Source organism: Chitinophaga polysaccharea (assembly GCF_902150045.1).
GTDB classification, from domain to species: domain Bacteria; phylum Bacteroidota; class Bacteroidia; order Chitinophagales; family Chitinophagaceae; genus Chitinophaga; species Chitinophaga polysaccharea_A.
This window is the reverse complement of sequence record NZ_CABFVU010000002.1, coordinates 948498-973752: the sequence shown is the minus strand read 5'-3', so window position 1 is coordinate 973752 and position 25255 is coordinate 948498. Positions and strand designations below refer to the sequence as shown.

Annotated in this window: 20 protein-coding genes; 8 read left to right on the top strand and 12 right to left on the bottom strand. The window is 46.9% G+C overall.

Annotated elements, in window-relative coordinates:
- Positions 1 to 13: 13 nt before the first annotated feature.
- The 4 genes from FN124_RS18705 to FN124_RS18690 form a co-directional block, all read right to left on the bottom strand.
- Positions 14 to 697, bottom strand: a complete 684-nt coding sequence (locus FN124_RS18705; RefSeq protein WP_142686273.1) for a succinate dehydrogenase cytochrome b subunit — start codon at positions 695 to 697, stop codon at positions 14 to 16.
- A 187-nt stretch (positions 698 to 884) separates the two neighbouring features.
- A complete protein-coding gene (locus FN124_RS18700; RefSeq protein WP_142686272.1) occupies positions 885 to 1448 on the bottom strand; it encodes a hypothetical protein in 564 nt (187 codons plus the stop codon).
- Between the two features lie 29 nt (positions 1449 to 1477).
- The gene (gene murQ / locus FN124_RS18695; RefSeq protein ID WP_142686271.1) at positions 1478 to 2296 is read right to left on the bottom strand and encodes an N-acetylmuramic acid 6-phosphate etherase; all 819 of its coding nucleotides are present in this window, start codon (positions 2294 to 2296) and stop codon (positions 1478 to 1480) included.
- Positions 2297 to 2315: 19 nt separating this feature from the next.
- Entirely contained in the window at positions 2316 to 3164 is an 849-nt protein-coding gene (locus FN124_RS18690; RefSeq protein WP_142686270.1) for a BadF/BadG/BcrA/BcrD ATPase family protein, read from the bottom strand.
- 216 nt (positions 3165 to 3380) lie between these two features.
- Here FN124_RS18690 and FN124_RS18685 point away from each other — a divergent pair, with 216 nt between their 5' ends.
- The gene (locus FN124_RS18685; protein WP_260607499.1) at positions 3381 to 4997 is read left to right on the top strand and encodes a S41 family peptidase; all 1617 of its coding nucleotides are present in this window, start codon (positions 3381 to 3383) and stop codon (positions 4995 to 4997) included.
- Between the two features lie 385 nt (positions 4998 to 5382).
- Here FN124_RS18685 and FN124_RS18680 read toward each other — a convergent pair whose 3' ends face one another.
- A complete protein-coding gene (locus tag FN124_RS18680) occupies positions 5383 to 7503 on the bottom strand; it encodes a carboxy terminal-processing peptidase (RefSeq protein WP_142686268.1) in 2121 nt (706 codons plus the stop codon).
- Positions 7504 to 7753: 250 nt separating this feature from the next.
- The gene (locus FN124_RS18675) at positions 7754 to 8983 is read right to left on the bottom strand and encodes a PQQ-dependent sugar dehydrogenase (RefSeq protein WP_142686267.1); all 1230 of its coding nucleotides are present in this window, start codon (positions 8981 to 8983) and stop codon (positions 7754 to 7756) included.
- Positions 8984 to 9124: 141 nt separating this feature from the next.
- On the opposite strand from FN124_RS18675, the gene FN124_RS18670 reads away from it, so the two are divergent.
- Positions 9125 to 10381: an MFS transporter gene (locus FN124_RS18670; protein WP_142686266.1), complete on the top strand. Its 1257-nt coding sequence runs from the start codon at positions 9125 to 9127 to the stop codon at positions 10379 to 10381.
- Between the two features lie 42 nt (positions 10382 to 10423).
- Here the strand turns inward: FN124_RS18670 and FN124_RS18665 are convergent, their stop codons facing one another.
- The gene (locus FN124_RS18665; protein WP_142686265.1) at positions 10424 to 10918 is read right to left on the bottom strand and encodes a YkgJ family cysteine cluster protein; all 495 of its coding nucleotides are present in this window, start codon (positions 10916 to 10918) and stop codon (positions 10424 to 10426) included.
- A gap of 164 nt (positions 10919 to 11082) precedes the next feature.
- On the opposite strand from FN124_RS18665, the gene gcvP reads away from it, so the two are divergent.
- Positions 11083 to 13944: an aminomethyl-transferring glycine dehydrogenase gene (gcvP, locus tag FN124_RS18660; RefSeq protein ID WP_142686264.1), complete on the top strand. Its 2862-nt coding sequence runs from the start codon at positions 11083 to 11085 to the stop codon at positions 13942 to 13944.
- Between the two features lie 63 nt (positions 13945 to 14007).
- On the opposite strand, the gene FN124_RS18655 is transcribed toward gcvP, so the two are convergent.
- Entirely contained in the window at positions 14008 to 15264 is a 1257-nt protein-coding gene (locus tag FN124_RS18655; RefSeq protein ID WP_142686263.1) for an alkaline phosphatase family protein, read from the bottom strand.
- 315 nt (positions 15265 to 15579) lie between these two features.
- On the opposite strand from FN124_RS18655, the gene FN124_RS18650 reads away from it, so the two are divergent.
- The 5 genes from FN124_RS18650 to bamJ all read left to right on the top strand — a co-directional run bounded on the left by FN124_RS18650 (position 15580) and on the right by bamJ (position 20514).
- Positions 15580 to 16092: a hypothetical protein gene (locus tag FN124_RS18650; RefSeq protein WP_142686262.1), complete on the top strand. Its 513-nt coding sequence runs from the start codon at positions 15580 to 15582 to the stop codon at positions 16090 to 16092.
- 240 nt (positions 16093 to 16332) lie between these two features.
- Positions 16333 to 17259, top strand: coding sequence for a hypothetical protein (locus FN124_RS18645; RefSeq protein ID WP_142686261.1), 927 nt, complete (start codon positions 16333 to 16335; stop codon positions 17257 to 17259).
- A gap of 63 nt (positions 17260 to 17322) precedes the next feature.
- Entirely contained in the window at positions 17323 to 17673 is a 351-nt protein-coding gene (locus tag FN124_RS18640; protein WP_142686260.1) for an MmcQ/YjbR family DNA-binding protein, read from the top strand.
- A 77-nt stretch (positions 17674 to 17750) separates the two neighbouring features.
- Entirely contained in the window at positions 17751 to 19643 is a 1893-nt protein-coding gene (locus tag FN124_RS18635; RefSeq protein ID WP_142686259.1) for a CocE/NonD family hydrolase, read from the top strand.
- A 154-nt stretch (positions 19644 to 19797) separates the two neighbouring features.
- Complete coding sequence (gene bamJ, locus FN124_RS18630) at positions 19798 to 20514, top strand: BamJ family beta-barrel-assembly machinery protein (RefSeq protein ID WP_142686258.1); 717 nt, start codon at positions 19798 to 19800, stop codon at positions 20512 to 20514.
- Positions 20515 to 20700: 186 nt separating this feature from the next.
- On the opposite strand, the gene FN124_RS18625 is transcribed toward bamJ, so the two are convergent.
- From FN124_RS18625 to FN124_RS18610, 4 genes are all read right to left on the bottom strand, one after another.
- A complete protein-coding gene (locus FN124_RS18625) occupies positions 20701 to 21702 on the bottom strand; it encodes a chorismate synthase (RefSeq protein WP_142686257.1) in 1002 nt (333 codons plus the stop codon).
- Between the two features lie 22 nt (positions 21703 to 21724).
- Positions 21725 to 22987, bottom strand: coding sequence for a 3-phosphoshikimate 1-carboxyvinyltransferase (gene aroA, locus FN124_RS18620; protein ID WP_142686256.1), 1263 nt, complete (start codon positions 22985 to 22987; stop codon positions 21725 to 21727).
- Between the two features lie 39 nt (positions 22988 to 23026).
- Complete coding sequence (gene aroB, locus FN124_RS18615; RefSeq protein ID WP_142686255.1) at positions 23027 to 24052, bottom strand: 3-dehydroquinate synthase; 1026 nt, start codon at positions 24050 to 24052, stop codon at positions 23027 to 23029.
- A 75-nt stretch (positions 24053 to 24127) separates the two neighbouring features.
- Positions 24128 to 25231, bottom strand: coding sequence for a chorismate mutase (locus FN124_RS18610; RefSeq protein ID WP_245752741.1), 1104 nt, complete (start codon positions 25229 to 25231; stop codon positions 24128 to 24130).
- Positions 25232 to 25255: the final 24 nt, after the last annotated feature.

The following is a 25255-nucleotide window of genomic DNA, read 5'->3' as shown; positions in this document are numbered from 1 at the left end:
TTACTTTACAGAATTATTTGAAATAGATTACAACGGGAATAATAGCAAAACCAACAGGGATGGCTATTCCAAACACCCATATACCGATGAAGCTGAGAAGGCCGTTGTATTTTTTATGATTTAAACCGAAGGTCTGACAGGCGCTTTTAAAACCGTGGATCAGGTGGAAAGACAGGCCGATCATACCGATCACATACAATACTACCAGCCAGCCGTTCTTAAAGGTTTCATAAGACAAGGCATACAGATCTTTCAACGGTTCAATACTGCCCTCATAAGTACGGGTAGGCATTTCCGTGTAGTGAAATTTTCCCCAGAAGTTAACCAGGTGGATAACGATGAAAACGAGAAGGATACTTCCCATGATGGCCATCTGACGGCTGAACCAGGAAGATGTCTGATTACCCGGGTTCACGGCATATTTCACCGGACGGGCGGCCCTGTTGCTGAACGTGAGCTGAAGCGCAATAAATGCGTGCAGCAGGATCACAATTTTCAGCCCCCAGGCAATAAACTGAATCAGGCTGTTATGTCCCATAAACGCAGCATATGCGTTAAAGGCCTTGCCTTCGTCGTTGTACAGCAACTGGAAATTACCCGCCAGGTGTACAATAACAAAACTGCAAAGAAACAAGCCGGTAGCACCTACCAATAACTTCTTACCGATAGAGGTATTAAAGAACTGTGACCACTTCATAAGTAAAATTCTAAGCTTCCTAGTATAAAAAGATGTTTGAAATGTCGGGCAAATTTAACGCAGGAAAAATAAAAACCAAATGATATTTATCAGGTTTCAATACAGATATTATATTATTTACATGCATTATAAATTAATAATCATCATAACACGCATAATATCTTTCATTTTGTAATGAAAATTAATATTATTCCAGCCGTTTCAGCATGATGTTATCCACCATATTGAACAGGTGCAAAGGCTGATATGTCCGCCATTTATCGTCGTCCAGCAGGTGCACATAATAATGCAGGCGGGCTCTTTCAAACTCCTCACGCGTTTGCACAGGCATGTTGAGACTTACGATCCAGCCGCCATCATCGCGGATATCTTCCCACCATTCTTCGTAATAACAATCATCAGAAGAATGAAAGTTCATTACATTTTCAGTGATGAGAATAAACTTTGTAATGCCCTGCGCAATAAGTGTATCGATGATGTTACGCTTCATGGTCATGATGTCGTTGTCAATAGCATCATTCCATTCTCCCAGTAATTCTATGATCACAAAATTAAACTGGTAGTCCGTAAAAAGGATCTTCATGTATAAGTTACGCGAGCCAAATTCATCCCATTGCGGATGTATATAATAATTATACACCGAATTGGAATATTCAAACTCACTGTATTCCCTTCCGTAAAACGGGGAATACTCATCTTCTTCGGCGGTGTACAGGTGCCGCCAGTTGTAATATGGCTCTATGTTATGCATACCTGGTTATGGGTATAAAGATTTTCAGATCATTTCCCGGTAAAGTCGTCTACCGCCTTTTTTACACTGCCGGCCCTTAACAGCAGTTCCTGGGCCTGTTCATAATTGGTAAGCGACAATTGTTCCATGAGCATTTTCACGCCGCGATCCACCAACTTCTCGTTGCTTAGCTGCATGTTCACCATTTTATTATCTTCCACCCTTCCAAGCTGGATCATTACGGCGGTCGACAACATGTTCAGCACCAGCTTCTGCGCGGTGCCGCTTTTAAGGCGCGTGCTGCCCGTTACAAACTCCGGTCCTACCACCACTTCCACGGGGAAGTCTGCTGCCGCAGATACCGGCGTATCGGGGTTACAGCTGATGCTCCCGGTAACAATGCCATGTTTACGGCATTCATTGAGCGCTCCTATTACATAAGGAGTGGTGCCGCTGGCAGCGATGCCCACTACCACATCCTTATCAGTTACATTATACGCCTTCAGGTCTTCCCAACCTTGAGTACGGCTGTCTTCTGCAAACTCCACTGCTTTCCGTATAGCGCTGTCGCCGCCTGCGATCAATCCTACTACCAGGCCCTGCGGCACGCCAAAAGTAGGCGGGCACTCGGAAGCATCCACTACCCCCAAACGGCCGCTGGTACCGGCGCCCATATAAAACAGGCGGCCGCCTGCCAGCATTTTATCTGTCACGGCGGTGACCAGTTTCTCAATTTGCGGGATAGCTTTTTCCACGGCTAACGGAACGGTCTGATCTTCTTTATTCATGTTGGCCAGCAGCTCCTGCACGCTCATCTTTTCAAGATGACGATAATGAGAAGCCTGTTCCGTTACTTTTACAAATGACATATTAAAAGGTTGAAAATGATTAACGGTGATAGTTCAGCAAACCCTCCATAGGCGTGCGCAATACCTTGCCCATAGGCAGTTCATACAGCTCGCACAATTCGCTGATAATATCGCGGAAATGCCAGGCTACCCCGCCGGTAAAATGAAGCGCAGTAGTCCAGCTTTCCCTGTATTTATAAATATGGTTAAAGAAGAAGTCGTTCAGCCCGTCTTCCAGGATATTCTGGATCATATAGTGCTCACGGTTCTCCGACAGGAACTCGGTAAACCCTGCCAGGTAGCGGTTGGCTAACGGCTTGCGGTATACGCTTTCCAGGATCTCATCCTTGGTAGTGTGGTACTTATATTCGAAGCGCGCATGAAGGTCGGCATCAAAACTATGGTAGAGATAATACTGTAATACTTTTCGTCCCAGGTAAGCGCCGCTGCCTTCGTCCCCGAGGATAAAACCAAGACCTGGATTATTCTTCACCACTTCCTTCCCATCGTAATAACAGGAATTGGAACCGGTGCCCAGTATGCTCACTACGCCCTCCTGCGTGCCGCACAGTGCACGTGCGGCCCCCATGAGGTCGTGCTGCACATCGTATGCAGCATCCGGCCAAACAGCCTTTATAGCATCCGATACCAGTTGCAGGTTCTTGGGCTGAGATAAGCCCGTTCCATAAAAGAATACATCCGTTACGGATTTACCGGCAGGTAACTGCGGTACCAGTTCCTTTTCCAGGATAGCCTTTATCTGCTCCGCAGTTTGAAAATAAGGGCTTACGCCCTGCGTTTTCAACACCACGGGTTCCGTGGCGCCCAGCACGCCCCACTCCGTCTTCGTAGATCCGCTGTCTGCCACTAACTTTATTCCAGCACCCATATCCGGTTATTTGTGAAATTTAAGAATCCTAAAAGTTTGCACCTGATTTATGCTATTTTTGTCACAATTTAAACAAAAGGGGTTCATAAAAACAAATGACCGCTTTAAGTTTAAGTGATGATGATACATGTATGCAGCAGATTGCTTTCCGCCAGGTGCTTTTGCTACATGGAAACAAAGATTGGTCATATAAATTAGCGGGATAATAATCTGATTATGTCTAACAGGAAGTTGAATGTTTTTTTACCTCTTCTCTTTGCAGTTGTATTAGCCCTGGGAATGTTCCTCGGACATAAAATGCCTGGATCGAACAACGGAGGGGCCACCGTGTTTTTCACCAAACCCAACAGGGGACCATTACAGGAAGTAATGGACCTGATCAAAGCGAAATATGTAGATTCCCTGAATACAGATGAGTTACAGCAGGAAGCCATAGAAGGATTGCTGACCCACCTGGATCCCCACTCCATATATATACCGCCTTCCGAATTGCAGCGGGTGAATGAAGATATGGAAGGAAATTTTGAGGGCATCGGGGTAGAATTCAATATTACTGCAGATACGGTGAATGTAGTAAGTGTGCTGAGCGGAGGCCCGTCTGAATCAGCAGGTGTGCAAACCGGCGATAAAATCCTGAAAGTGAACGACAGCCTGGTGGCCGGTAACAGTATTACACCGGAAAAGATCCGCAAATTACTGAGAGGCCCGGCCGGATCTACTGTAAACACACTGGTATTAAGACAGGATAAAAAGATCACCATTCCCATTAAGCGCGGCGTTATTCCCTTATACAGTATAGACGCCAGCTACATGGCGGCGCCGGGTGTAGGCTATATTAAGATCAGTAAATTTTCTGCCACCACTTACGATGAGTTTATGAAAGCCATCCGGCAGCTGGAAAAACAAGGCATGCAAAAACTGGTGATCGACCTCCGGCAGAATCCCGGCGGCTACCTGGATGCAGCCACCCGCATCGCGGATGAACTGATCGACGACCAGAAACTGATCGTATATACAAAGGGCAAAGACTTTCCACGAACCGATTATAAAACCAAACGGCCGGGGCTTTTTGAAAGGGGCGCCCTGGCAGTACTTACCGACGAAGGCTCCGCTTCTGCCAGCGAAATCCTTGCCGGCGCTGTACAGGACTGGGACCGCGGTACTGTTATCGGCCGCCGCACCTTCGGTAAAGGCCTGGTACAGGAGCAATACGACCTCGACAACGGAGGAGCCCTGCGTCTTACCGTAGCCCGTTACTACATCCCTTCCGGCAGAAGTATCCAGAAGCCATACGGTAAGGGACATGATGATTACGACGATGATATCATTGAACGTTATCACCACGGAGAAATGGTGAATAAAGACAGTATCAAAATAACAGATACCGTGCTTTATAAAACAGCGGCAGGCCGGCCTGTTTATGGCGGCGGCGGTATTACTCCGGACATTTTTATTCCGTTTGACACCTCCCGTTTTACACCTACTTTAACCGCTATTTATACCCGCAATACATTCAGCAATTTTGCTTACCAGTATTACACCTCGCACCGGGAGATATTTAAATCTTATAAAGATGCAGCCGATTTCACTAAAAACTTCCGGGCTACACCCGAACTGATCGGCGACTTCAAAGCCTACGCTAAAAAAGACAGCGTTCCGGGCCTGGATCATCTTACTGCCCGCGACGAAATAGAAATACGCACCCGGCTCAAAGCTATGCTGGCCCGCCAGCTGTACAGAACGGAAGGTTTTTACGAAGCCATCAATGCGGAAGACCCTATGGTGAAGAAAGCACTTGAAGTAGTGAGTAAAGAAAAGGGGGCAGCGGAGTGATCGCCTTCGGCGATGCGAAATTTGTCTTGGAACACTGATTTTGATGATTCGCTGATTATTTTGATTTTATTTTTTTGGGATTTTATAAATAATAAAGAGATATAAGCGGATTTTGTCTGACTCAGGATTTTGATGATTAGGCTGATTAGTTTGATTTTTATTTTTAAAATTTTGTTTATTAAAGAGGTTAGGGAAGATAAAACGGATATCCGCTTCTATCTTCCCTAACCTCTTTAAAATAATGGAGCGTCCCAGGACAACATAATTTAGGGAGATAGATGCAGATTATATATCTGCTTCTATCTCCCTAACATTTTATAAAATCATAAAAATAAAATCAAATTAATCAGCCTAATCATCAAAATCCTGAGTCAGACAAAATCCGCTACTGGTTCTTACGCTGCATTTTAGGCAACGACTGAACGATCAGGTCGTTCATGACGTTCACTGCTTCGTCGAGATAGATGTCTTTGGTCCTGACCTTGATCCAGTTCTTGTTACTGGCAATCTTGGATGAGTCGCTGCCAAATTTCTCCATATCGGATTTGATGTTTACAATATTGAGCTCTTTCACTTTATCATTTACTGCATCATACTTTTTGAGTGCAGCGGTGTTTGTTTTCTGCTCTGATTTATAGGTTTGCAGGTTCAGCGAATAAGTTTCCTGTTTTTCCAGTTTCTTTAAAGTGTTCAGGTTTTCGTTGAGTAACTTGAACGCAGGGCTGGAAGCCATTCTTTTTTCACTGCTCTTTTTCAGCGATTCCGTATTTACCGGGTTATTCCATGCTGTAAAGCTTGCGCGGGGAATTTCGTCCCATACCAGGGCATCGGAGTCTTTACGTTCCGCTATTTCATAGTATGGATCGGGCAATACGATATCAGAAGCCACACCTTTCAGCTGGGTAGAACCACCGTTGGCACGGTAGAACTTCTGCTGGGTAAGTTTCAGGGCGCCGAGGCTGCCACCGTCTTTTACCGGGTAGAAGTCATCCAGGTTGAAGAGGCGCTGAACAGTGCCTTTACCAAATGTTTGGGAACTGCCAATGATCACGGCGCGCTTATAATCCTGCATGGCGGCGGCCATGATTTCAGAGGCGGAAGCGCTGTATTCGTTTACCATGATAGCCAGCGGGCCTTCATATTGTACATTCTTGTCGCGGTCGCGCAGCACTACTGCATCGCCTCCACGGGAGCGCACCTGTACTACAGGCCCTTCCGGAATGAACAGGCCGGCCATCTGCACTACATCCTGGAGGGAGCCGCCACCGTTAAAGCGGAGGTCAAGGATGATGCCTTCCACATTTTCCGCTTTCAGTTTAGCCACTTCCTTGGCAACGTCTTCCGCGCTGCGGGCGCCGTTACGGTCGTTGAAGTCGGCGTAAAATTCCGGCAGATAGATATAGCCTATTTTATGCTGTCCGTTGATGATCGCTGATTTGGCGAATGTTTCTTCGGCAACAATTTCATCACGTACAATGGTGATATCTTTGGTGGTACCATCCACGCTTTTCACGGTCAGTTTTACAGGAGTGCCCTTTTTACCGCGGATCAGTTTTACCGCGTCTTCCACGGGGTAACCGGTAATATCCACTGGTTCGGCATTTCCCTGTGCCACTTTCTGGATCACATCGTTGGCTTTCAGCTGTCCCTGTTTCCAGCTGGGGCTTCCGGTCACAATGCTTACCACGCGGATCTTGTCGCCTTCTTCTTTCAGCTGGGCGCCGATACCAAAGAATTTACCGGCCATTTGCTCTTCAAACGCACGTTTTTCATCCGGCGGGAAGTAGTCGGTATGCGGATCCATGGTAGTGGTGATCGCATTTACGTAGAGGTTAAAGCGATAATTATCGTTCTGCCTGTTTTTCAGGCGTTCAAAATAGCGGTCGTACAGTTGTTTTACCTTTGTGCGGGCTTCTGCTTCCAGTTCCACATCGGTTTTGGCTTTAACACTGTCCTTGCCTTTATCTTTTTCCCTCATTTCCTGGAGATCCGTCAGTTTTTCCAGTGTACGGTATTTCAATACTTTACGCCAGGATTCCTTGCGGGCATTCTCATCTGCGGGATAGTCCAGCTTATCGGGATCCAGGGTTATCTTTTCATCTACCGTAAAGTCAAAAGGTTTGGAGAGGATTTCCGGGTAAATGGCTGCCGCTTCGGCCACCCTTTGCTTGATCAGGGCGTTGATACTGCGGAAGCAGTCGATCGGCGCACCCTTCAGTTCATCATCAATATGAACGGAGAGCGGCATCAGTTTATCCACATCTGTTTTCAGGAAAAATCTCTTTTCCGTGTCCAGGCTACGCAGGTATTTATTAAAAACTTCGGTGGAGAATTTATCATCTATTGCTTTGGGTTGGTAATGCCCTTCTTTCAGCATCTGCCCCACCAGGTTCATGATCACCTCATAACGACCAGGAGGATCGTCATTATGTCCGAGCTTATTAAAAGCCAACACGCCTGCGGAGATGCTAAGCAGCACAACCGGTATAATCACTTTTAGTCTCATATGTATCTCAATTGAACTTAAACGTTGTCAAATCAAATATAAAATAAAATCACCCGTCGGTTGAGCAATTTATTTCCTTTTAACAAAAATTTGGGCCAAACGGCCTCCAGGCGAGATACGTGGCTGAAAAGCGCTGCTCTTTCCGGCTCGCTGCAGTACCTGTTTAACGTCCACGGGGATGCTCCATGTCCGGTTAAACCATAAAGGGGCCTATAGTAAACGAATAAAATGCCAGGAATGTTGCTGCCTGTCAGTCTTTTACCAGTTTGTACACTGCTCCTTTAAAACCGCTGCTGCCGGAAGTACTGGCAAGCATGTAAAGCTCTCCCTGTTCATCCTCGCCCCAGCTGAGGATCTGGAGATTGTCTGCCGGACGGCCTGTGAGCTCAAGCGGAGCGCTGTCCCATTTTTTCCCGTTGGGTATGAGCATGAAGGTTTTCCCGTTGTAATCGCCGAAAATATATAACCCTTTTAATGCCGGGATGGCAGTTCCGCGATATACATAGCCCCCGGTGATACTTATCCCCACATCGTGGCCGTATTCGTGGATGGGAGCAATCAGCGACGACCTGTCGGTTCCTGCCGGCACGTTATAATCGTGGTTCCCTTCCAGGATACGCCAGCCATAGTTGCCACCTTTGGTGATAATATCCACCTCTTCATATTTATTCTGTCCTACATCCCCGGCAAAAAGCATTTTGGTACTTTTATCGAATGAAAAGCGCCAGGGGTTACGAAGGCCATAGGCCCATATTTCAGGCCGGGCACCTGGCCTGTTCACAAAAGGATTATCAGGCGGTATGGAATAGGGTGTTCCATTTACATTTATTCTTAATATCTTACCCAGTAAAGTATTAAGATCCTGCCCGTTGCCAATAGTGCCGTGTTTGTCGCCACCACCGCCGCCATCGCCAAGCCCCACATACAAATAGCCATCGGGCCCAAACTGCAGCTGGCCGCCATTGTGGTTGGATTCCGGTTCGTCCACTTCCAGCACGATCCTTTTGGATGCGGGATTAGCCAGGTTGGGGTTATCTGTCCTGGTGGTGAACTCTACCAGGCGGCTGGTGTGATCAAAGCCGGCCTTTTTCGCAGGCGAGCTGTAATACACATAAAATTTATGGTTCGATTTAAAATCGGGGTGAAAAGCCATTCCCAGCAGGCCGCGTTCATCATAGCCGGGGTTTACAGAAATCATGTCGCTGCTTACATCCAGGAAAGGTGCGGGCAGCAGTTTATTTTGCTGTACAACCCATACTTTTCCTTCTTTCTGGCAAAAAAATAACCTGCCGCTGCCATCCCCCGGCACGGCCATGTTCACCGGAGATATGAACTGGTCGGTTACCAGCTGTAGCTTCGCTTTCCGGGCCGCCGGCGCCGGAGGCTCAGGACTATCATCTTTGGAACCGTTACCGGCACAGGCCATCTGTATAAACAGTGCGGGTAGTAATGCACGGAAAATAAGGGTATGTATTTCCATAGAACTGCGATATTAATGCAGAATAAATATAAACCAGAAAGCGGAAAAGAAGAACTGATTGTGGTGAGCGGTGAAGCGGGTTGTTTCATATTCCGTGGTCGCGTTTCGTGATTTTTGTACCTTCGCAAAAAACTCATCAGGTTGGACACTACGGCATCGAAAAAGAACGACCCATACGCTTCGCTACGCTTTCCGGAATTCAATTATTACCTGGTAATCCGCTTTGCGCTTGTATTTGCGCTGGCAATGCAATTTGCCATCATAGAATGGAAAGTATATGAAATTTCCAAAGATCCATTCTCACTGGGATTGATTGGTTTGGCTGAAGTAATCCCTGCCGTGTTACTGGCCCCTTTTGCCGGGCATATGGTAGATAAACGGGAGAAACGGTCCATGCTCCTCAAATGTGTGATTGCTTATCTGTTTATCAGCTCGGGATTATTCCTTTTAACCTGGGACCGCGCAGTGGCGGGTATTTCAAAACACTGGGTGCTTAACCTTATCTACCTGTTGGTTTTTATAGGAGGTATTGTGCGTGCTTATACAAGCCCTTCCACTTTCACCTTGCTGTCGTTGCTGGTACCCCGTGAGCTCTACGCCAACGCCTCTACGTGGAGCAGCTCTGCCTGGCAGATAGGCGGTGTGCTGGGCCCCGCACTGGGCGGGCTTTTTATACATTGGTTCGGGGTTCACTGGTCTATGCTGATAGTGGTATTTATTTTCCTGCCTCCGTTATACAGTCTGTTAAAAATAAAACCCAAACCAGTTTATTACAAACCCAAAGGGGAAAGCTTTGTGGCCGGTCTTACCGAAGGGATGCGGTTTGTGTGGAAAACAAAAGTAGTATTGAATGCCATGGCGCTGGATATGTTTGCCGTGTTGTTTGGCGGTGCGGTGGCCATGTTACCTGCATTCGCTACAGACGTGCTGCATGTGGGCTCCCTGGGCTATGGGCTGCTGCGTTCAGCGCCTGCAGTAGGTGCATTGATCACCATGTTCATACTGGCGCACCGGCCTTTGGTGAACAAACCTGGAATCAAGCTGCTGGCGGCGGTATTTGGGTTTGGTTTAACCATTATCCTCTTTGGCCTTTCCACCAGCTTTTACCTGTCGATGTTTGCCTTGCTGATCAGCGGCGCGCTGGACGGCATCAGTGTAATTATTCGTCAAACGATCCTGCAGTTAAAAACCCCGGATGATATGCGTGGAAGGGTGGCGTCTGTAAGCTCCATGTTCGTGGGGTCTTCCAATGAGCTGGGCGCCTTTGAAAGCGGCTTTATGGCCAGGGCAATGGGTTTGGTACCGTCTGTTGTGTTTGGAGGATGTGTTACATTGGGTGTGGTGATCACTACCTATGTTATTTCACCGGCAATGCGTAAGCTTGATCTGAAGCCCTAGCTGGCGGCGGCTGGTCTTTAACAGGCTAACCGCCTGCCGTATTTACAGGTCCATCTTTTCCTTTAACTTTTCCAGCACATAATAAACAGCCGGGCAAACCGTACTGTTTTCGTAGGTGATCTTCGGGCGTTTAAAGAAATCGTAACTGTCTGTATAAGGATAGTTGGCACAATCACCCGGACGTACATCATAGATCCCGCAGTAATTATCATCGCCCAGGAACGGACATGGCGTGAACTTCACCACGTAGTCTTCATCCTTATCAATCCTCAGGTAGGTATCAATAAATTCTCCTTCCTTCATCCCCAGGTGTTTGGAAATGCGCCTGATATCAGGGCCTTTGAACCGTGGGCTGATGGTTTTGCAGCAATTACCGCATTCGAGGCAGTCAATTTTACTGAATGCTTCCTCATGCAGGTCCGGCAACAGCTTCTCCACCCCTTTTCCACGGCGGGTTTGCAGTTTTGCGAGGAACTGCTTATTGGCTTTTTGCTTATCCTGGGCCTTCTGTTGCCAGTCTTCTAATATTTTACTCATTTGATGCAAAGATAGGTAAATAGTCGGTGGACAAAATTATGACACAGGAACACTTTCCCGATGGATCATTTATCACCGTTTTCCCCCGCCAGTGCTGATTGTTTGGCCGTTGCTTAAAATCTGCATAGCTTTGCGCATTCTATTTCAAATTACCTGCTTACATCATGAATCTTTTTGATATTCAACAAAATGAATTCGTGCACCGTCACATAGGGCCGAATGAAAGAGAGACCAACCAGATGCTGGAAACCATCGGGGCCTCCAACCTTGACCAGCTGATCAGCAAGACCGTTCCGGGCGCCATCCGCATGCAGCAGCCATTGGCAATTCCGGCTGCGATGAGTGAAAGTGATTATCTCCGCCATCTGAAGGAAATATCGCTGAAGAACAAAGTATACCGCAATTATATTGGCCAGGGCTACTTTGATACGATTACCCCAAGCGTTATCCTGCGTAATGTATTTGAGAACCCGGGATGGTATACACAGTATACCCCTTACCAGGCAGAAATTTCCCAGGGCCGCCTGGAAAGTTTGCTGAACTACCAGACCATGGTGTGTGACCTGACCGGCCTGCCCATTGCCAACGCCTCCCTCCTGGATGAAGCCACTGCGGCTGCGGAAGCCATGACAATGTTCTTCAATGCCCTGAACAAGGATCATGACCATGTAACCAGGCCTAAGTTTTTTGTAGATAAGAATGTATATCCGCAAACGCTGGATGTGATCTATACCCGCGCTACCCCGCTTCATATTGAAGTGATAGTAGGCGATTACAAAACCGCTGCCTTCGATGAATTATACTTTGGCGCATTGATCCAGTACCCCGACAATGTGGGCGCTGCTGCCGATTACCGCGCTTTCATCGAACAGGTACATGCAGTGGGCGCATTTGTGGGTGTAGCTACCGACCTGCTGGCACTGACCCTGCTCACCTCTCCCGGCGATATGGGCGCAGATGCAGCCTTTGGTTCTGCCCAGCGCTTTGGCGTTCCATTGGGCTTTGGTGGCCCGCATGCCGCATTCTTTGCGGTGAAGGACGACTTTAAACGCTCCATCCCCGGACGTATCATTGGTGTGAGCATTGATGCCAACGGTGGCCGTGCGCTGCGTATGGCACTGCAAACCCGCGAACAACACATCAAACGTGAAAAGGCTACTTCCAATATCTGTACTGCGCAGGCATTGCTGGCCAATATGGCTGCCATGTACGCGGTATATCACGGTCCGGAAGGCCTGAAAAATATTGCTACCCGTGTTTCCCTGCTCACCAATACACTGGCAGGTAAACTGAAAGCCAAGGGCTTCAAACTGGCATCCGACAGTTTCTTCGATACTATTGTGGTAGAAGGCGCCAACGTGAAAGATGCTGCAGAAGCAATGGGTATCAACTTCCGTTACTTCGCCAATGGCAATGTGGGTATCTCCCTCGATGAAACCACTACCATTGCCGATGTAAACGATATCCTGCACATATTTGGCGCAGGTACTACAGACGCAGCAGCCGTTTCCGGCGGTACCACCGGCATCCCTGCTGATCTGCAGCGTACTTCCCCTTACCTGCAATACCCGGTGTTTAACAGCTACCACAGCGAATCGCTGATGATGCGTTACCTGAAGATGCTTGAGAACAAGGATCTTTCCCTCAACACCTCCATGATATCCCTGGGTTCCTGCACCATGAAGCTCAATGCAGCCACCGAAATGATTCCCCTGAGCTGGGCGCACTGGAGCAAAATGCATCCATTTGCACCAAAGAGCCAGGTAGGTGGTTATTTACAGATGGCAGAAGAACTGGGCGAATACCTCAGCAAAATTACCGGCTTTGATGCCTGCAGCCTGCAACCCAACAGTGGCGCGCAAGGTGAATACGCCGGTCTGCTGGTGATCCGTGAATACCAGAAGAGCATAGGTGAAGGCCATCGTAACGTGATGCTGATCCCGATCAGTGCACACGGTACCAACCCTGCATCTGCGGTAATGGCTGGCTTTAAAGTGGTGATTGTAAAAGCGCTGGAAAATGGTTACATCGATGTAGATGACCTGAAAGCCAAAGCAGCAGCCCACAGTAAAGACCTGGCCGGTATCATGATCACCTATCCGTCGACCTACGGCGTATATGAAGAAAGTGTAAAAGATATCTGCGCTACTATACATGAACACGGCGGACAGGTATACATGGATGGCGCCAATATGAATGCCCAGGTAGGCTTAACCGCACCCGGACTGATCGGTGCAGATGTTTGCCACCTGAACCTGCATAAAACCTTCGCTATTCCTCACGGCGGTGGCGGCCCCGGCATGGGCCCTATCTGCGTAGCCAAACACCTGGCACCGTTCCTGCCAGGACACGTAACACTAAACGATGGTAAGCCTTCCAACGCAGTATCTGCGGCTCCATTCGGTTCTGCAAGTATCCTGCTGATCTCTTACGCTTACATCCGCATGCTTGGATTCAATGGCGTTAAACAGGCCTCCGAATTCGCGATCCTGAACGCCAACTATATGAAAGCGCGACTGGAAAAAGCATACGATATCCTGTATACCGGTGTTAATGGCACCTGTGCACATGAATTCATTGTAGATCTGCGTCCGTTTAAAGCAGCTGCCGGTATTGAAGCGGAAGATGTGGCCAAACGCCTGATGGACTATGGTTTCCACGCTCCTACCATGAGCTTCCCGGTTCCTGGCACTATTATGATTGAGCCTACTGAAAGTGAAGACAAAGGTGAACTGGACCGCTTCTGCGACGCATTGCTGGCTATCCGTGAAGAGATCCGTGCAGTAGAGCAGGGCCTGAGCGATAAACAGAACAACGTACTGAAAAATGCACCGCATACCCAACAGGTGATCACCGCCGATGAATGGACCCGTCCATACAGCCGTCAGCAGGCAGCATTCCCACTGGAATATGTGAAAGCCAATAAATTCTGGCCTTCCGTAAGCCGTATCAATAATACTTTCGGCGACAGGAACCTGATCTGTACCTGCGAACCTGCAAGTGCATATGAGGAAGCAGCTGTATAAGCTGTTGGTTCGATATAAAATAAAGAAGGGGGCAGATAGATGATCTGTCCCCTTCTTTATTGACTATAAAGGTTGTAAAACCGGTTCCAATATTTCCAGGCGGCCATCAATAGGCTGTGTAATATCAAGGCCTAATATTCTTGCCACTAACGGGTACACATGTACGTTTTCAAAAGTGGCAATACGGGTATGTGTCTTAAAAGCCGGGCCCCATGCCATGAATACGGCGTTCATATCGGTAAGGTTATTATCGTACCCGTGATGACCCGGATGTACTCTCTTACCGTTTCCAAAAGTATAGCTGGCTTCCGCCAGCAGGATGATATCACCAATGCGGTTGTAGATATCTTCCTGGCCGTAGTGCCATCTTTCCGGCGTTTCTTTTTTCAGGTAAGCCGTATAATGATTTTCGTGTTGTTTGAGATAATCGTACGCCGCTTTAATTTCCTCATCTGTTTTTCCGTACAACATCACCTTTTCGTTACCTGGCATGCTTTTCAGCGGTTGAAGTACTGGAACATCAGGTAGTGTAATGGTGTGAATTGTATCTGCCTGCATCATACCATGATCTGATACCACGAGAAAGTTTACCGGCAGGTTTAGCTTTGCAACTTCAGCAACCATTTTTCCGATGGCGGCATCAACAAATTGTACAGCACTCCGTACGCTGTCGCTGTCCGGTCCCCAGGAATGCCCCATATGATCCACTTCAGAAAAGTAGAATGTAATAAGGTGCGGGCGCTGGTCTTCCGGCAATCGAAGCCAGTTTATCACCTGCCCGATACGCTGATCAATACCCGTTTTTTCCTGGTATTTAAAATAATAGGTAGGACGCACATTCTGAACAGCGCTTTCTGATCCCACCCAGAAATAGCTGGCGCTGATCATTTGCTGTTTTTCCGCCAATACCCATAATGGGATCCCGTTATACCAGGTGCCATCTTCCACAGCTTCACGGTTGCCTATTTTATAAACAGCATCACGCTTCCGGTCATAAAAAAGGTTATCCACCAGGCCGTGATGGGCAGGATAAAGACCTGTTGCCAATGTATAGTGATTGGGAAATGTAAGCGAAGGAAAAGAAGGTTGCATCGCGGTGGCACGAACACCGTCGCCGGATAAGCGTAGCAGATGCTGTGCATTATACTTCTCAGCATAATCATACCGGAAGCCATCGATAGAAATCATTATAACATAAGGCTTTGATTGCTGTGTGGCGCTATTCTTCCTGCCTTCCACCACCAGCTGGGCCGTATCCTGTGTATAGCCGGCCACACTGACTGATAACAGGGCTGCGGCTAATAAAAAAATCTTCTTCACTTTCTATGATATTTATGATAGCATGGTAATAAATGGGGAAGAATAACAGATGACCGGGTTATAATGAGCGCAAAATAGAAAACTATTTCCACTCAAAACTATATCCCCTGATTATAAATGCGCTAAAAAAAGCGCAGCCCTGGGTTACTATCCCTATCTCATCTCCTTAATATGTAATAATATTTTAACAGATATTGTTATCAAATATCCCCAAATAAGCAAAATGATAACCACAAGATAAAAAATTATATATATAATTTTAATTAATTGATTGTTTATCTATATATTAGCCTACTGAAAAACCATACAACAACTATGTCTGATTACACCTTTATTACTACTGAAGAACATTTTTTATTGCAGGATGCGCTGAAGAGGAATAAGCAACAGTTAACCAAATTCACCCTTATAGGTTTGGGGTTGTTACTGGTTGCTGCTGTGATACCACAAATTTATCTGTATACCCACAACAGTTTGGGTGATGCAGATGATTCGCTCCTGTCGTTCAAAAACCTTTGGTTCTGGGTATGGCTGTTATGCTTTGTGATAGCATTGATATTTGCGTTGATAAAAGTAACAGACGTACGCTACTGGGCTATAAAAAAGGATCTTACCGCCTTGCAGAAAGGTACCTTGCAGGCGCCGATGGAAGCGGTATACCTGGAGAACAACGACACACAAACCAATATTATGATCCTGCTGGAGAATAAGAAAAAACGCCTGTTTTACTGGATGCGCGGGGCATTGGAAGGATACAGGGCAGGGCAGGAAGTAGAGATCACCTATGCCCGTTATTCGCGTGTAATCATCAGTATCAGCAAAAAATAATCTATTGCCGTTTTTGTTTTACACAGTCCTGTATGTTGATATAACGTACAGGACTAAACGTTTTTAAGCAGGAAAGGATAAACCCAAATAAGCTGCTGTGGATCCTGGAATTTTATTTTTTTCAGGTTAGCGGTATCAGACCTGAATACCTCCTCATGCCGATATACACTGGATAACTTTAATGAAAAATTCGCCGGAAAGCATTCAATAAACTGCTGCTTTAAACGTTGTTATCCACATATGCGTTCATCCCTTTCATACCCGCTGATAACCCTGCTACTTGGTACAGCCCTTTTGCTGCTGATAACAGCGCCCGGCTGCCAGTGTAAAAAAGACAATACCATCACTCCCCCACCACAGCCGGAACCGCCCAAAGACATTTACCTTGTTACCGCCATCCGTGTGAATAATGTACCTAAAGACAGCCTCGTTTATAACGACCAGCACCAGGTTACAGAAAGATGGGATTACAATCCTTCTTATCGCATCTGGCAAAGCTATATCGTCTACCAGTATAACCAGGAAGGGTATCTGTCAATAGCAAAATATTATAATGAAAATGACAATACTGTAAAAAGCCTCAGCCAGAAAGACTCACTTGTATGGAAGCCTGCACAACTGGTAACTTATACCACTTTTTACAGGGAGCTGGGCACGGAGATCTCAGGTTATGATACCGCTTATATGCAGATCACCCCTGATCGGCTGCTAACCCTGGAGGGAAGCACTGATACGCTCGTGCTGGATGGTATACCGGCCATAGCGGTTATATACAGACAATATCGCTACCAGGGAAAAGATGTCAATCAATTTACCGATATGAATTATTTTCTCGTCCGGTATGGTTCCCCTAACCTGACAATGAGCCGGTTTGACTTAGCCTACAGCCAACTCAATAATCCACTGTTTGCACAGGTGGCCAAAAACCCGAACCTGTTCCGCGCTATTGTAAACGATAATTATCCTTTCTTCTCCAATGAGTTTTACCCGTATTTAATAAGTGAGCACCTCGTTACCAATATCAGGTATGAATCTGAACAGATAGCACCAAAGAACTGCCCTGTAACATACAAAATGTACGACACCACTAACTTCCCGCAAACACAAACTATTGCCGGTTTGAATAAAACACTCAGCTACACCTATAAAGTTATTAAAGCGGATTAACGTATACCCATTACGGAAATTTTCCGGACTTTTGTACCTTGATATCATCAATAATTATAGCTCATGAACCTGGCTCAATTTCAGGAATACTGCCTTTCCTTACCCGGCGTTACAGAAGAATTTCCTTTTGGAGATGAAACCCTTGTTTATAAAGTGAGTGGAAAAATGTTCGCCCTCAGCGGGCTGGAAAATTTTGAAACCATTAATCTCAAATGCGACCCTGAAGAAGCCATTGAACTGCGGGAGCGGTATGAAGGCGTAATCCCCGGCTATCACATGAATAAAAAACACTGGAATACCATAGATGTACATTCCGGCATTCCCAATAAACTGCTGCTGGAATGGATCCGGAAATCGTACGACCTGGTAGTGGCCAGCCTACCCAAAAAAGAAAGGGAAAAACTGGGTCGGTAACCATTCCCCATATACCTGCCGGCCATCCACTATTTTTTTATTACATTAGCCGCTATCTAATCTAAAATAAACCGTTTATGAGAAAATGGCTGCTGCTGGCCTGCGCCGCGCTGTTTATAATTCCGGCTGCCTGTAAGGCTGTTAACCAGGATTCACTCTGGATGCACGAACACTACACCAAAAAAGAAGTATACATTACCATGCGCGATGGGATTAAGCTGTTTACTTCTATTTACCTGCCAAAAGACCAATCGGAGAAACATCCTATCTTGATGACGCGCACACCTTATTCCTGCGCACCTTATGGGGAAAACGCCTTCCGTCCGCTCTATAAAAATCATTATAAAGAATATCTGAAAGAAGGTTACATCATGGTGATACAAGATGTAAGAGGTACCTGGATGAGCGAAGGTAAATTTGTAAACGTAAGACCATTTAATCCTGATAAAAAAGGAAAGAAAGATATTGACGAAGCCAGCGATACTTATGATACCATCGACTGGCTGGTGAAGAACCTTAAAGGTAACAACGGCAATGTGGGCATCTTCGGCATTTCCTATCCCGGCTTCTACTCCACTATGGGAGCGCTGAGCGGCCACCCTGCACTAAAAGCAGTAAGCCCCCAGGCGCCTGTTACAGATTGGTTTTTGGGAGATGATTTCCATCACAACGGTGCTTTTTTTATTGCAGACGCCTTTTCCTTTTACACGGTGTTTGATCACCCGCACCCCAAACCCACTACGGAAGGGCCTAAAGGTATCGACTATTACACCCATGACAATTACAAATATTACCTGGAAACCGGCGCGCTTCCGAACTTTGCCAAAATTATCGGCGACAGCGTTACCTTCTGGCATGAAATGTATGCACACCCTACGTACGACAGCTGGTGGAAAGCCCGCAACGTGCGTAACTTCCTGAACAACGTAAAACCTGCCATGCTGATAGTAGGCGGCGTATTTGATGCAGAAGATTGTTTTGGTGCATGGAATACCTACAAAGCCATCGAAACAAAAAGCCCCTCCACCAATAACCGTATTGTGATGGGGCCATGGTACCATGGCCAGTGGGCCTCCAATGATGGCACTCACCTGGGCAATGTGCGCTTTGGCAGCAATACCGCTGAATACTACGCTCAAAATGTAGAAATTCCTTTCTTTAATTATTACCTCAAAGGCAAGGGCGCCACACCTGATATCGCAGAGGCCACCATCTTCTTCACCGGCGAAAACAAATGGAAACAACTTCCCAAATGGCCTCCGGCAAATATGGAAGATGAACCCGTTTACTTACAGGAAAATGGTAAGCTATCGTTTACCAAACCATCTGCTGCCAACAGTTTCAGCGAATATGTAAGCGATCCCGCCAAACCGGTTCCTTATACGGAAGACGTACATTTTGGCCGTACTATCAACTATATGACCGACGATCAGCGCTTTGCCGCTCGCAGACCTGATGTGGCCGTATTTGAAAGCGAAGTGCTGGATAAAGATATTACCCTGGCAGGCCCGGTGGTAGCCGACCTGGTAGCCAGTACCAGCACCACTGATGCCGATTTTATCGTAAAAGTGATAGATGTATTCCCCGACGATTTCAAATACGAAGAAGATGCTCCAACCGAACACCGGCGGGTACCTTCATCTACCTACCCAATGGGAGGCTACCAGATGCTGGTACGGGGAGAGATCATGCGTGGCAAATTCCGCAACAGCTTTGAGAAACCGGAAGCGTTTGTTCCTAACCAGCCTTCTGAAGTAAAATTCACTATGCCGGATGTAGCACATACGTTTCAGAAAGGACACCGTATTATGATCCAGGTACAAAGCAGCTGGTTCCCGCTCACAGACCGCAATCCACAACAGTTCATGGACATTTACAAGGCTACTGATAAAGATTTCAAAAAAGCTACCATCCGCATTTATCATGATGCACAGCACCCGTCCAATGTAGTGCTGCCGGTAGTAAAATAATGATCCCTCCGGGATGATGCCGGCAGTGTATCATCCCGGTATTTATTACCTTCCGCAGAAGGTTCATAAGCTTACCTGTGAAATATTATATTGATTAACTTGCATCATCTTAAAAAAGCCTTATTTTAACTAACATTTCTGTCAATTATTGATTATGTACAAAAAATACCTGTTCATAGGAGCCCTGGGATTCATATCCTTACAAGGTTTCAGTCAGGCTAAACCTGCACCTAAGAAGCCCGTGGCCAAAACAGCCGTTAAAGCCCCGATATTAAAGAACAAGCTGGATTCCGTGAGTTACGGAATTGGCGTAAGCATTGCAGAAAACCTGAAAGCACAGGGGCTGGAGAACATCAATCCTTCCCTTATGGCCAAGGCAGTGCAGGATGCGTTGAAAAACCAGCCATTAACAATGACAAAAGAACAATGTGATATGAGTATAAGTAATTATTTACAGCAACTGAAGGCAGATAAAGCTGCCAAAAACCGTGAAGCCGGGCTTAAATTCCTGGCGGAAAATAAAGTAAAACCCGGAGTGGTAACATTACCCGATGGGTTACAATACCAGATCCTGAAAGAAGGCAACGGGCCTAAACCCACAGCCGCAGATAAAGTGAAAACGCATTATCACGGTACTTTAATTGACGGTACAGTGTTCGATAGCTCTGTAGACAGGGGACAACCCATTTCCTTCCCTGTAGGCGGCGTTATCAAAGGCTGGACAGAAGCGCTGCAGTTAATGCCTGTAGGCTCCAAATGGCGTCTTTTTATCCCTTCCGAGCTGGCATACGGCGATCGCGGTGCAGGCCCTAAAATTGGACCAGGCGCAGCGTTGATCTTCGACGTGGAGCTGCTTGCGATTGAGCAGTAGTGGTCGCCGCGGATTTTGTCTTTTTCAGGATTTAGATGATTTCGCTGATTTTTTTATTATAAGTAAGGGAGATGAAGCTAATTTACCTGCTCTCATCTCCCTTAATTTTTTTATCAAAACTTCAAAATCTAAAAAATAAAAATCATCTAAATCCTGAAAAAGACAAAATCCGCGACGCCGAAGGCGCTACCTCGCTGAGAACACACGTGGCCGGCGTTGTTCCAGTAACAGGAAGTCAGCCAGTACCATAGCGGTCACCGCTTCCAACACTACAGGTACACGAAGTGCAATACAAAGATCATGACGGCCTTTTACGCTGAAAGTTTCCACTTCCCCGCTTTTAATATTAAGGGTCTGCTGTTCTTTAGGCGTGCTCGACGTAGGCTTTACCGCGATACGGAATACCAGCGGGTTGCCGTTGGAAATACCTCCCACTACGCCTCCGGCATGATTGGAAGCTGTTTTACCTGTTTTATCAATGATCGGATCGTTATGCTCCAGTCCCTTCATTTTAGCAGCAGCAAAGCCAGCCCCAAATTCAATTCCCTTGATGGCAGGAATCGCAAATACAGCGTGTGCCAATGCAGATTCCAATGAATCAAAGAAGGGCTCGCCCAACCCGATAGGCAACCCGTCCACTACACATTCCACGATGCCGCCTACTGAATCTTTAGCTGCAATAGCCGCTTCCAGACCAGCTTCAGGATCGGGATTGCCACCTACTTCCGTAATGGTGGCATTTACCTGGATCTGTTCTCCCAGGATCTTTTTTGCTATTACACCGGCCGCTACCAGGTTAAGGGTAAGCCTGCCGCTGAAATGACCACCACCGCGGTAATCCTCAAAGCCGCCAAATTTTTCAGTAGCTACAAAATCGGCATGGCCCGGGCGCGGAAATTCACGCAGCTTCTCATAATCTGTGCTGCGGGTATTATTATTTTCAAAAAGAATAGTGACAGGCGCACCGGTGGTGAAGTCGTTAAAAACGCCCGATTTGATAAAAGGCAGGTCTTCCTCCTTACGGGGCGTAGTGCCCCTGGAACCGCCTTTACGGCGCTCCAGGTCTGCCAGGAAATCTTCCTGTTTTAACGGGATACCTGCTGGTATACCATCTATATTTACGCCAACGCTGGCGCCATGTGATTCTCCAAAAACGTTTACCCTGAATAATCTGCCAAAACTGTTCACACGCTGATGATTTAAAGTGAAATTATACGGTTACTGCCACCTTGCCGCCCAGCAATTCCAGGTGATCATAAAATTCCGGGTAGGATTTATTGATCGCTTCTGCATTGTCGATGATCACCGGGCCATCTGCTGTAAGCGCCGCCACAGCACAGGCCATAGCAATACGGTGGTCGTTATGTGAATGTACCTGGGCGCCTTTAATACCGGTGCCGCCATGTACCAGCATGATATCGCCTTCAAGGTCTATTTTAATACCCATCTTGCCAAACTCCTCCTGCAACGTTATACCACGGTCACTTTCTTTATGAGCCAGGCGGCTCACGCCTTTAATTTTCGTAGTGCCGTTACAGTTAGCCGCCAGCGCTACCAGCGGAGGGAACAGGTCAGGACAATCGGTAGCATCTATTTCAAATGCATTCAATCCGCCCTTTTCTATATTTACGGTAAACACACCAGACATCAGGTGTGCGCCGGCTTTTTCCAATGCTTCGAGGATGGCTTTATCAGACTGGGCAGAAGAAGTGTTGAGATGCTGCACTTCTGCCTTACCCGCTACCGCCGCTGCTACCAGCAGGAATGCAGCGCCGCTCCAGTCGCCTTCCACCGTATAATCGCAGGGGTTATATGCCTGCTTCTTTCCAAAATGGAATGTTTCAAAGTTCTTTTCTTCCACCTGAACGCCAAAATGCGCCATCAGCTGAAGGGTTAACGCAATGTATGGTTTGCTCTTCAGATCCGTTACCGTAATGGTTACGTTTTCCGCCACAGCGCCGTATGCCATAAGCAAACCGGTGAGGAACTGTGAACTGAGAGAGCCATCGATAGTAATATCTTTTGGATGTAATGGCCCCTGGATATGAAGCGGTAATTTACCGCCCTGGGTAGAACATTTTACATCCAGCTGCGGTAGTACTTCTTCGAAAAAATCCATAGGACGGGTGGTTAAGCTACCGTGTCCTTCTATGGTAATGGGCAGTGACGATAATGCTGCAATGGGCGTGAACATACGGATACCCAAACCAGACTCGCCGCAGTTGATTTCATCATAAAACGGCGCCACACCATTGCTGGTGATTTCGAAATAGTCCGCTTCACGTTTGATTTTAGCGCCCAGGTTCTCGGCTACTTCCAGTGCTGCCAGGCAATCATTGCTCAGGCCGGGGTTACGGATAATGCTCTTTCCCTTTGCCAGCAAAGCCGCTGCTACAGCGCGTTGCATGGCGCTTTTAGAAGGATTGGCCGTAACTGTGCCTTTAATGATGGCTGGTGATACAGTAACTTGCATATGTATATTTCGTCTGCCTTTATTTAATTAGAAAAAAATTTACAATTCCTGCAGCAACAACTTCAGTTCTGCAATGGGAATGGGCATAGTGGTTGCTTTCCCGATCTCTTCCAGCAATACAAAGTGTATTACATCCTTCTCTCTTTTTTTATCCAGTTTAAAGATGTCGAACACAGCATCCTTATCAGAGCTGAAGGCTACTGGCAACTGGTAATCGCTGATCAGTTTTATCAGTCGTACCGTTTGATCTGCCGGCAGGTTCATCAACTTCCCGGAAAAACGGGTAGCTGCTACCATTCCTATAGCCACCGCTTTTCCATGCGCTATATGTTCCAGCTTTTCCACTGCATGTCCAAGCGTATGGCCAAAGTTGAGCCACCTGCGGGGGCCGTTCTCCAGCTCATCTTCCAGTACCACTTTGGTTTTGGCTGCCACTGATTTTTCCACCAGGTATTGCAGTACTTCCACATCCCGGGCCAGCGCTTTCTCCTTGTTGTTCTCAAGATAATCAAACAGGGCCGCATCCATGATACAGGCATATTTGATGATCTCTGCAAAGCCGTTGTGCCACTCTTCTGCCGGCATAGTGAGCGGAAGAGCGTAATCGAAGAAGATAAACTCCGGCTGGCGGATAACGCCCAGCAGGTTTTTCTGTTTACCATGACTCACTCCGTTCTTTCCACCGATAGAGGCATCTACCTGTGCCAGTAAAGTAGTAGGTACAAAGCCAAAAGGAATTCCACGCATGTAAATGCTGGCTGCAAATCCTGCCACATCGGTGAGCATTCCGCCACCAATGCCTACCAGCATGGTTTTGCGGTCGGCTTCATAAGATATCAGGCCATCGATGATCCTTTCCACCGTTGCCATATTCTTTAATTCCTCCCCTGCGGGCACCACAATTTTATTCCAGTTGTGCAGATGATGACCGTGATAGTATTCTACATTTTCATCTATTACCAGTACTGTTCTCTGACGGTTTACATGATTGCCCAACTCCATCAGGCTTGCACCTAAAAAATAGGTGGTTTCCTGCTGTTGAAACTGGTGGGTTTGTATTTGCATGAAGCGGTTCGCTTTTGCTGTTAGGAAAAACTACTGCCGGCTGTTGTTTGTATCAGCAGCCGGCGGCTGATGTATCTACTTATCTTCGTTCATTACTTTGTTCTGACGGTTGATGGATTCCAGGTGCACTGCATCGAAATATTTCACGATGAAGTCTTTGGTCAGGCCCAGTTTCTCACCTTTGGCAACAGCGCGGTCCAGGATCTCATTCCAGCGGTTTGTTTGCAGGATGGTAATGTTATTTTCTTTCTTGTACACACCGATCTTTTCTGCAATTTTCATACGGTTGCCGAGCAGCAGCATAATTTCATCATCTACCTGGTTGATCTGTGCGCGCAGTTTCTCCAGTGCAGAGTTGAAATCTTTTTTATCAGAGTGCTCTCTTCTCCAGGTGATACCGTCGAGCAGTTCCGCCAGTTTTTCAGGTGTTACCTGCTGTTTGGCATCGCTCCATGCGTTGTCCGGATCAACATGTGTTTCCAGCATCAGGCCATCGTAATCGAGGTCAATTGCTTCCTGGGAAACTTCCTGCAGGATATCGCGGCGACCGGAGATATGCGAAGGATCGCAGATCATAGGCAGTTCAGGCATACGGCGTTTCAGCTCAATAGCCAGGTGCCACATCGGTGCATTACGGTATTGGGTATTGCCATAGCTGGAGAAGCCACGGTGAATCAAACCTACTTTATTGATACCTGCTTTCTGGATTCTTTCCACAGCACCAATCCACAATTCCAGGTCAGGATTGATAGGATTCTTAATTAAAACAGTAGTGTCCACACCTCTCAGCGCATCAGCAACTTCTTGTACAGAGAAAGGGTTTACGGTAGTACGTGCGCCTACCCACAGAATATCCACACCGAAATGCAGCGCATCTTCCACCTGTTTGGCAGTAGCTACTTCCACCGCCAGCGGCAGACCGGTGATCTCGCGGGCTTTCTGCAACCAGGCAAGACCTTTGGTACCAATGCCTTCAAAAGAACCGGGGCGGGTACGGGGTTTCCAGATACCGGCGCGTAACACGTCCACTTTACCTGTTTTCTGCAAGGCCAGCGCGGTGGCTAATACCTGCTCTTCGGTTTCTGCACTGCAGGGCCCGGAAATGATCAACGGCTTTTTATCGGAAGACGGATCGGAGAATTTGGTTTTAGATAAAATCTGTTCCATTGTCTGTACCATAGTATTGAAGTTAAGTAGATTATC

Excerpts from the sequence above, each read along its gene's own strand:
- FN124_RS18705 (WP_142686273.1), bottom strand. The coding sequence starts at position 697 with ATGAAGTGGTCACAGTTCTTTAATACCTCTATCGGTAAGAAGTTATTG.
- FN124_RS18700 (WP_142686272.1), bottom strand. The coding sequence starts at position 1,448 with ATGCATAACATAGAGCCATATTACAACTGGCGGCACCTGTACACCGCC.
- murQ (WP_142686271.1), bottom strand. The coding sequence starts at position 2,296 with ATGTCATTTGTAAAAGTAACGGAACAGGCTTCTCATTATCGTCATCTT.
- FN124_RS18690 (WP_142686270.1), bottom strand. The coding sequence starts at position 3,164 with ATGGGTGCTGGAATAAAGTTAGTGGCAGACAGCGGATCTACGAAGACG.
- FN124_RS18685 (WP_260607499.1), top strand. The coding sequence starts at position 3,381 with ATGTCTAACAGGAAGTTGAATGTTTTTTTACCTCTTCTCTTTGCAGTT.
- FN124_RS18680 (WP_142686268.1), bottom strand. The coding sequence starts at position 7,503 with ATGAGACTAAAAGTGATTATACCGGTTGTGCTGCTTAGCATCTCCGCA.
- FN124_RS18675 (WP_142686267.1), bottom strand. The coding sequence starts at position 8,983 with ATGGAAATACATACCCTTATTTTCCGTGCATTACTACCCGCACTGTTT.
- FN124_RS18665 (WP_142686265.1), bottom strand. The coding sequence starts at position 10,918 with ATGAGTAAAATATTAGAAGACTGGCAACAGAAGGCCCAGGATAAGCAA.
- gcvP (WP_142686264.1), top strand. The coding sequence starts at position 11,083 with ATGAATCTTTTTGATATTCAACAAAATGAATTCGTGCACCGTCACATA.
- FN124_RS18650 (WP_142686262.1), top strand. The coding sequence starts at position 15,580 with ATGTCTGATTACACCTTTATTACTACTGAAGAACATTTTTTATTGCAG.
- FN124_RS18645 (WP_142686261.1), top strand. The coding sequence starts at position 16,333 with ATGCGTTCATCCCTTTCATACCCGCTGATAACCCTGCTACTTGGTACA.
- FN124_RS18640 (WP_142686260.1), top strand. The coding sequence starts at position 17,323 with ATGAACCTGGCTCAATTTCAGGAATACTGCCTTTCCTTACCCGGCGTT.
- FN124_RS18635 (WP_142686259.1), top strand. The coding sequence starts at position 17,751 with ATGAGAAAATGGCTGCTGCTGGCCTGCGCCGCGCTGTTTATAATTCCG.
- bamJ (WP_142686258.1), top strand. The coding sequence starts at position 19,798 with ATGTACAAAAAATACCTGTTCATAGGAGCCCTGGGATTCATATCCTTA.
- aroA (WP_142686256.1), bottom strand. The coding sequence starts at position 22,987 with ATGCAAGTTACTGTATCACCAGCCATCATTAAAGGCACAGTTACGGCC.
- aroB (WP_142686255.1), bottom strand. The coding sequence starts at position 24,052 with ATGCAAATACAAACCCACCAGTTTCAACAGCAGGAAACCACCTATTTT.
- FN124_RS18610 (WP_245752741.1), bottom strand. The coding sequence starts at position 25,231 with ATGGTACAGACAATGGAACAGATTTTATCTAAAACCAAATTCTCCGAT.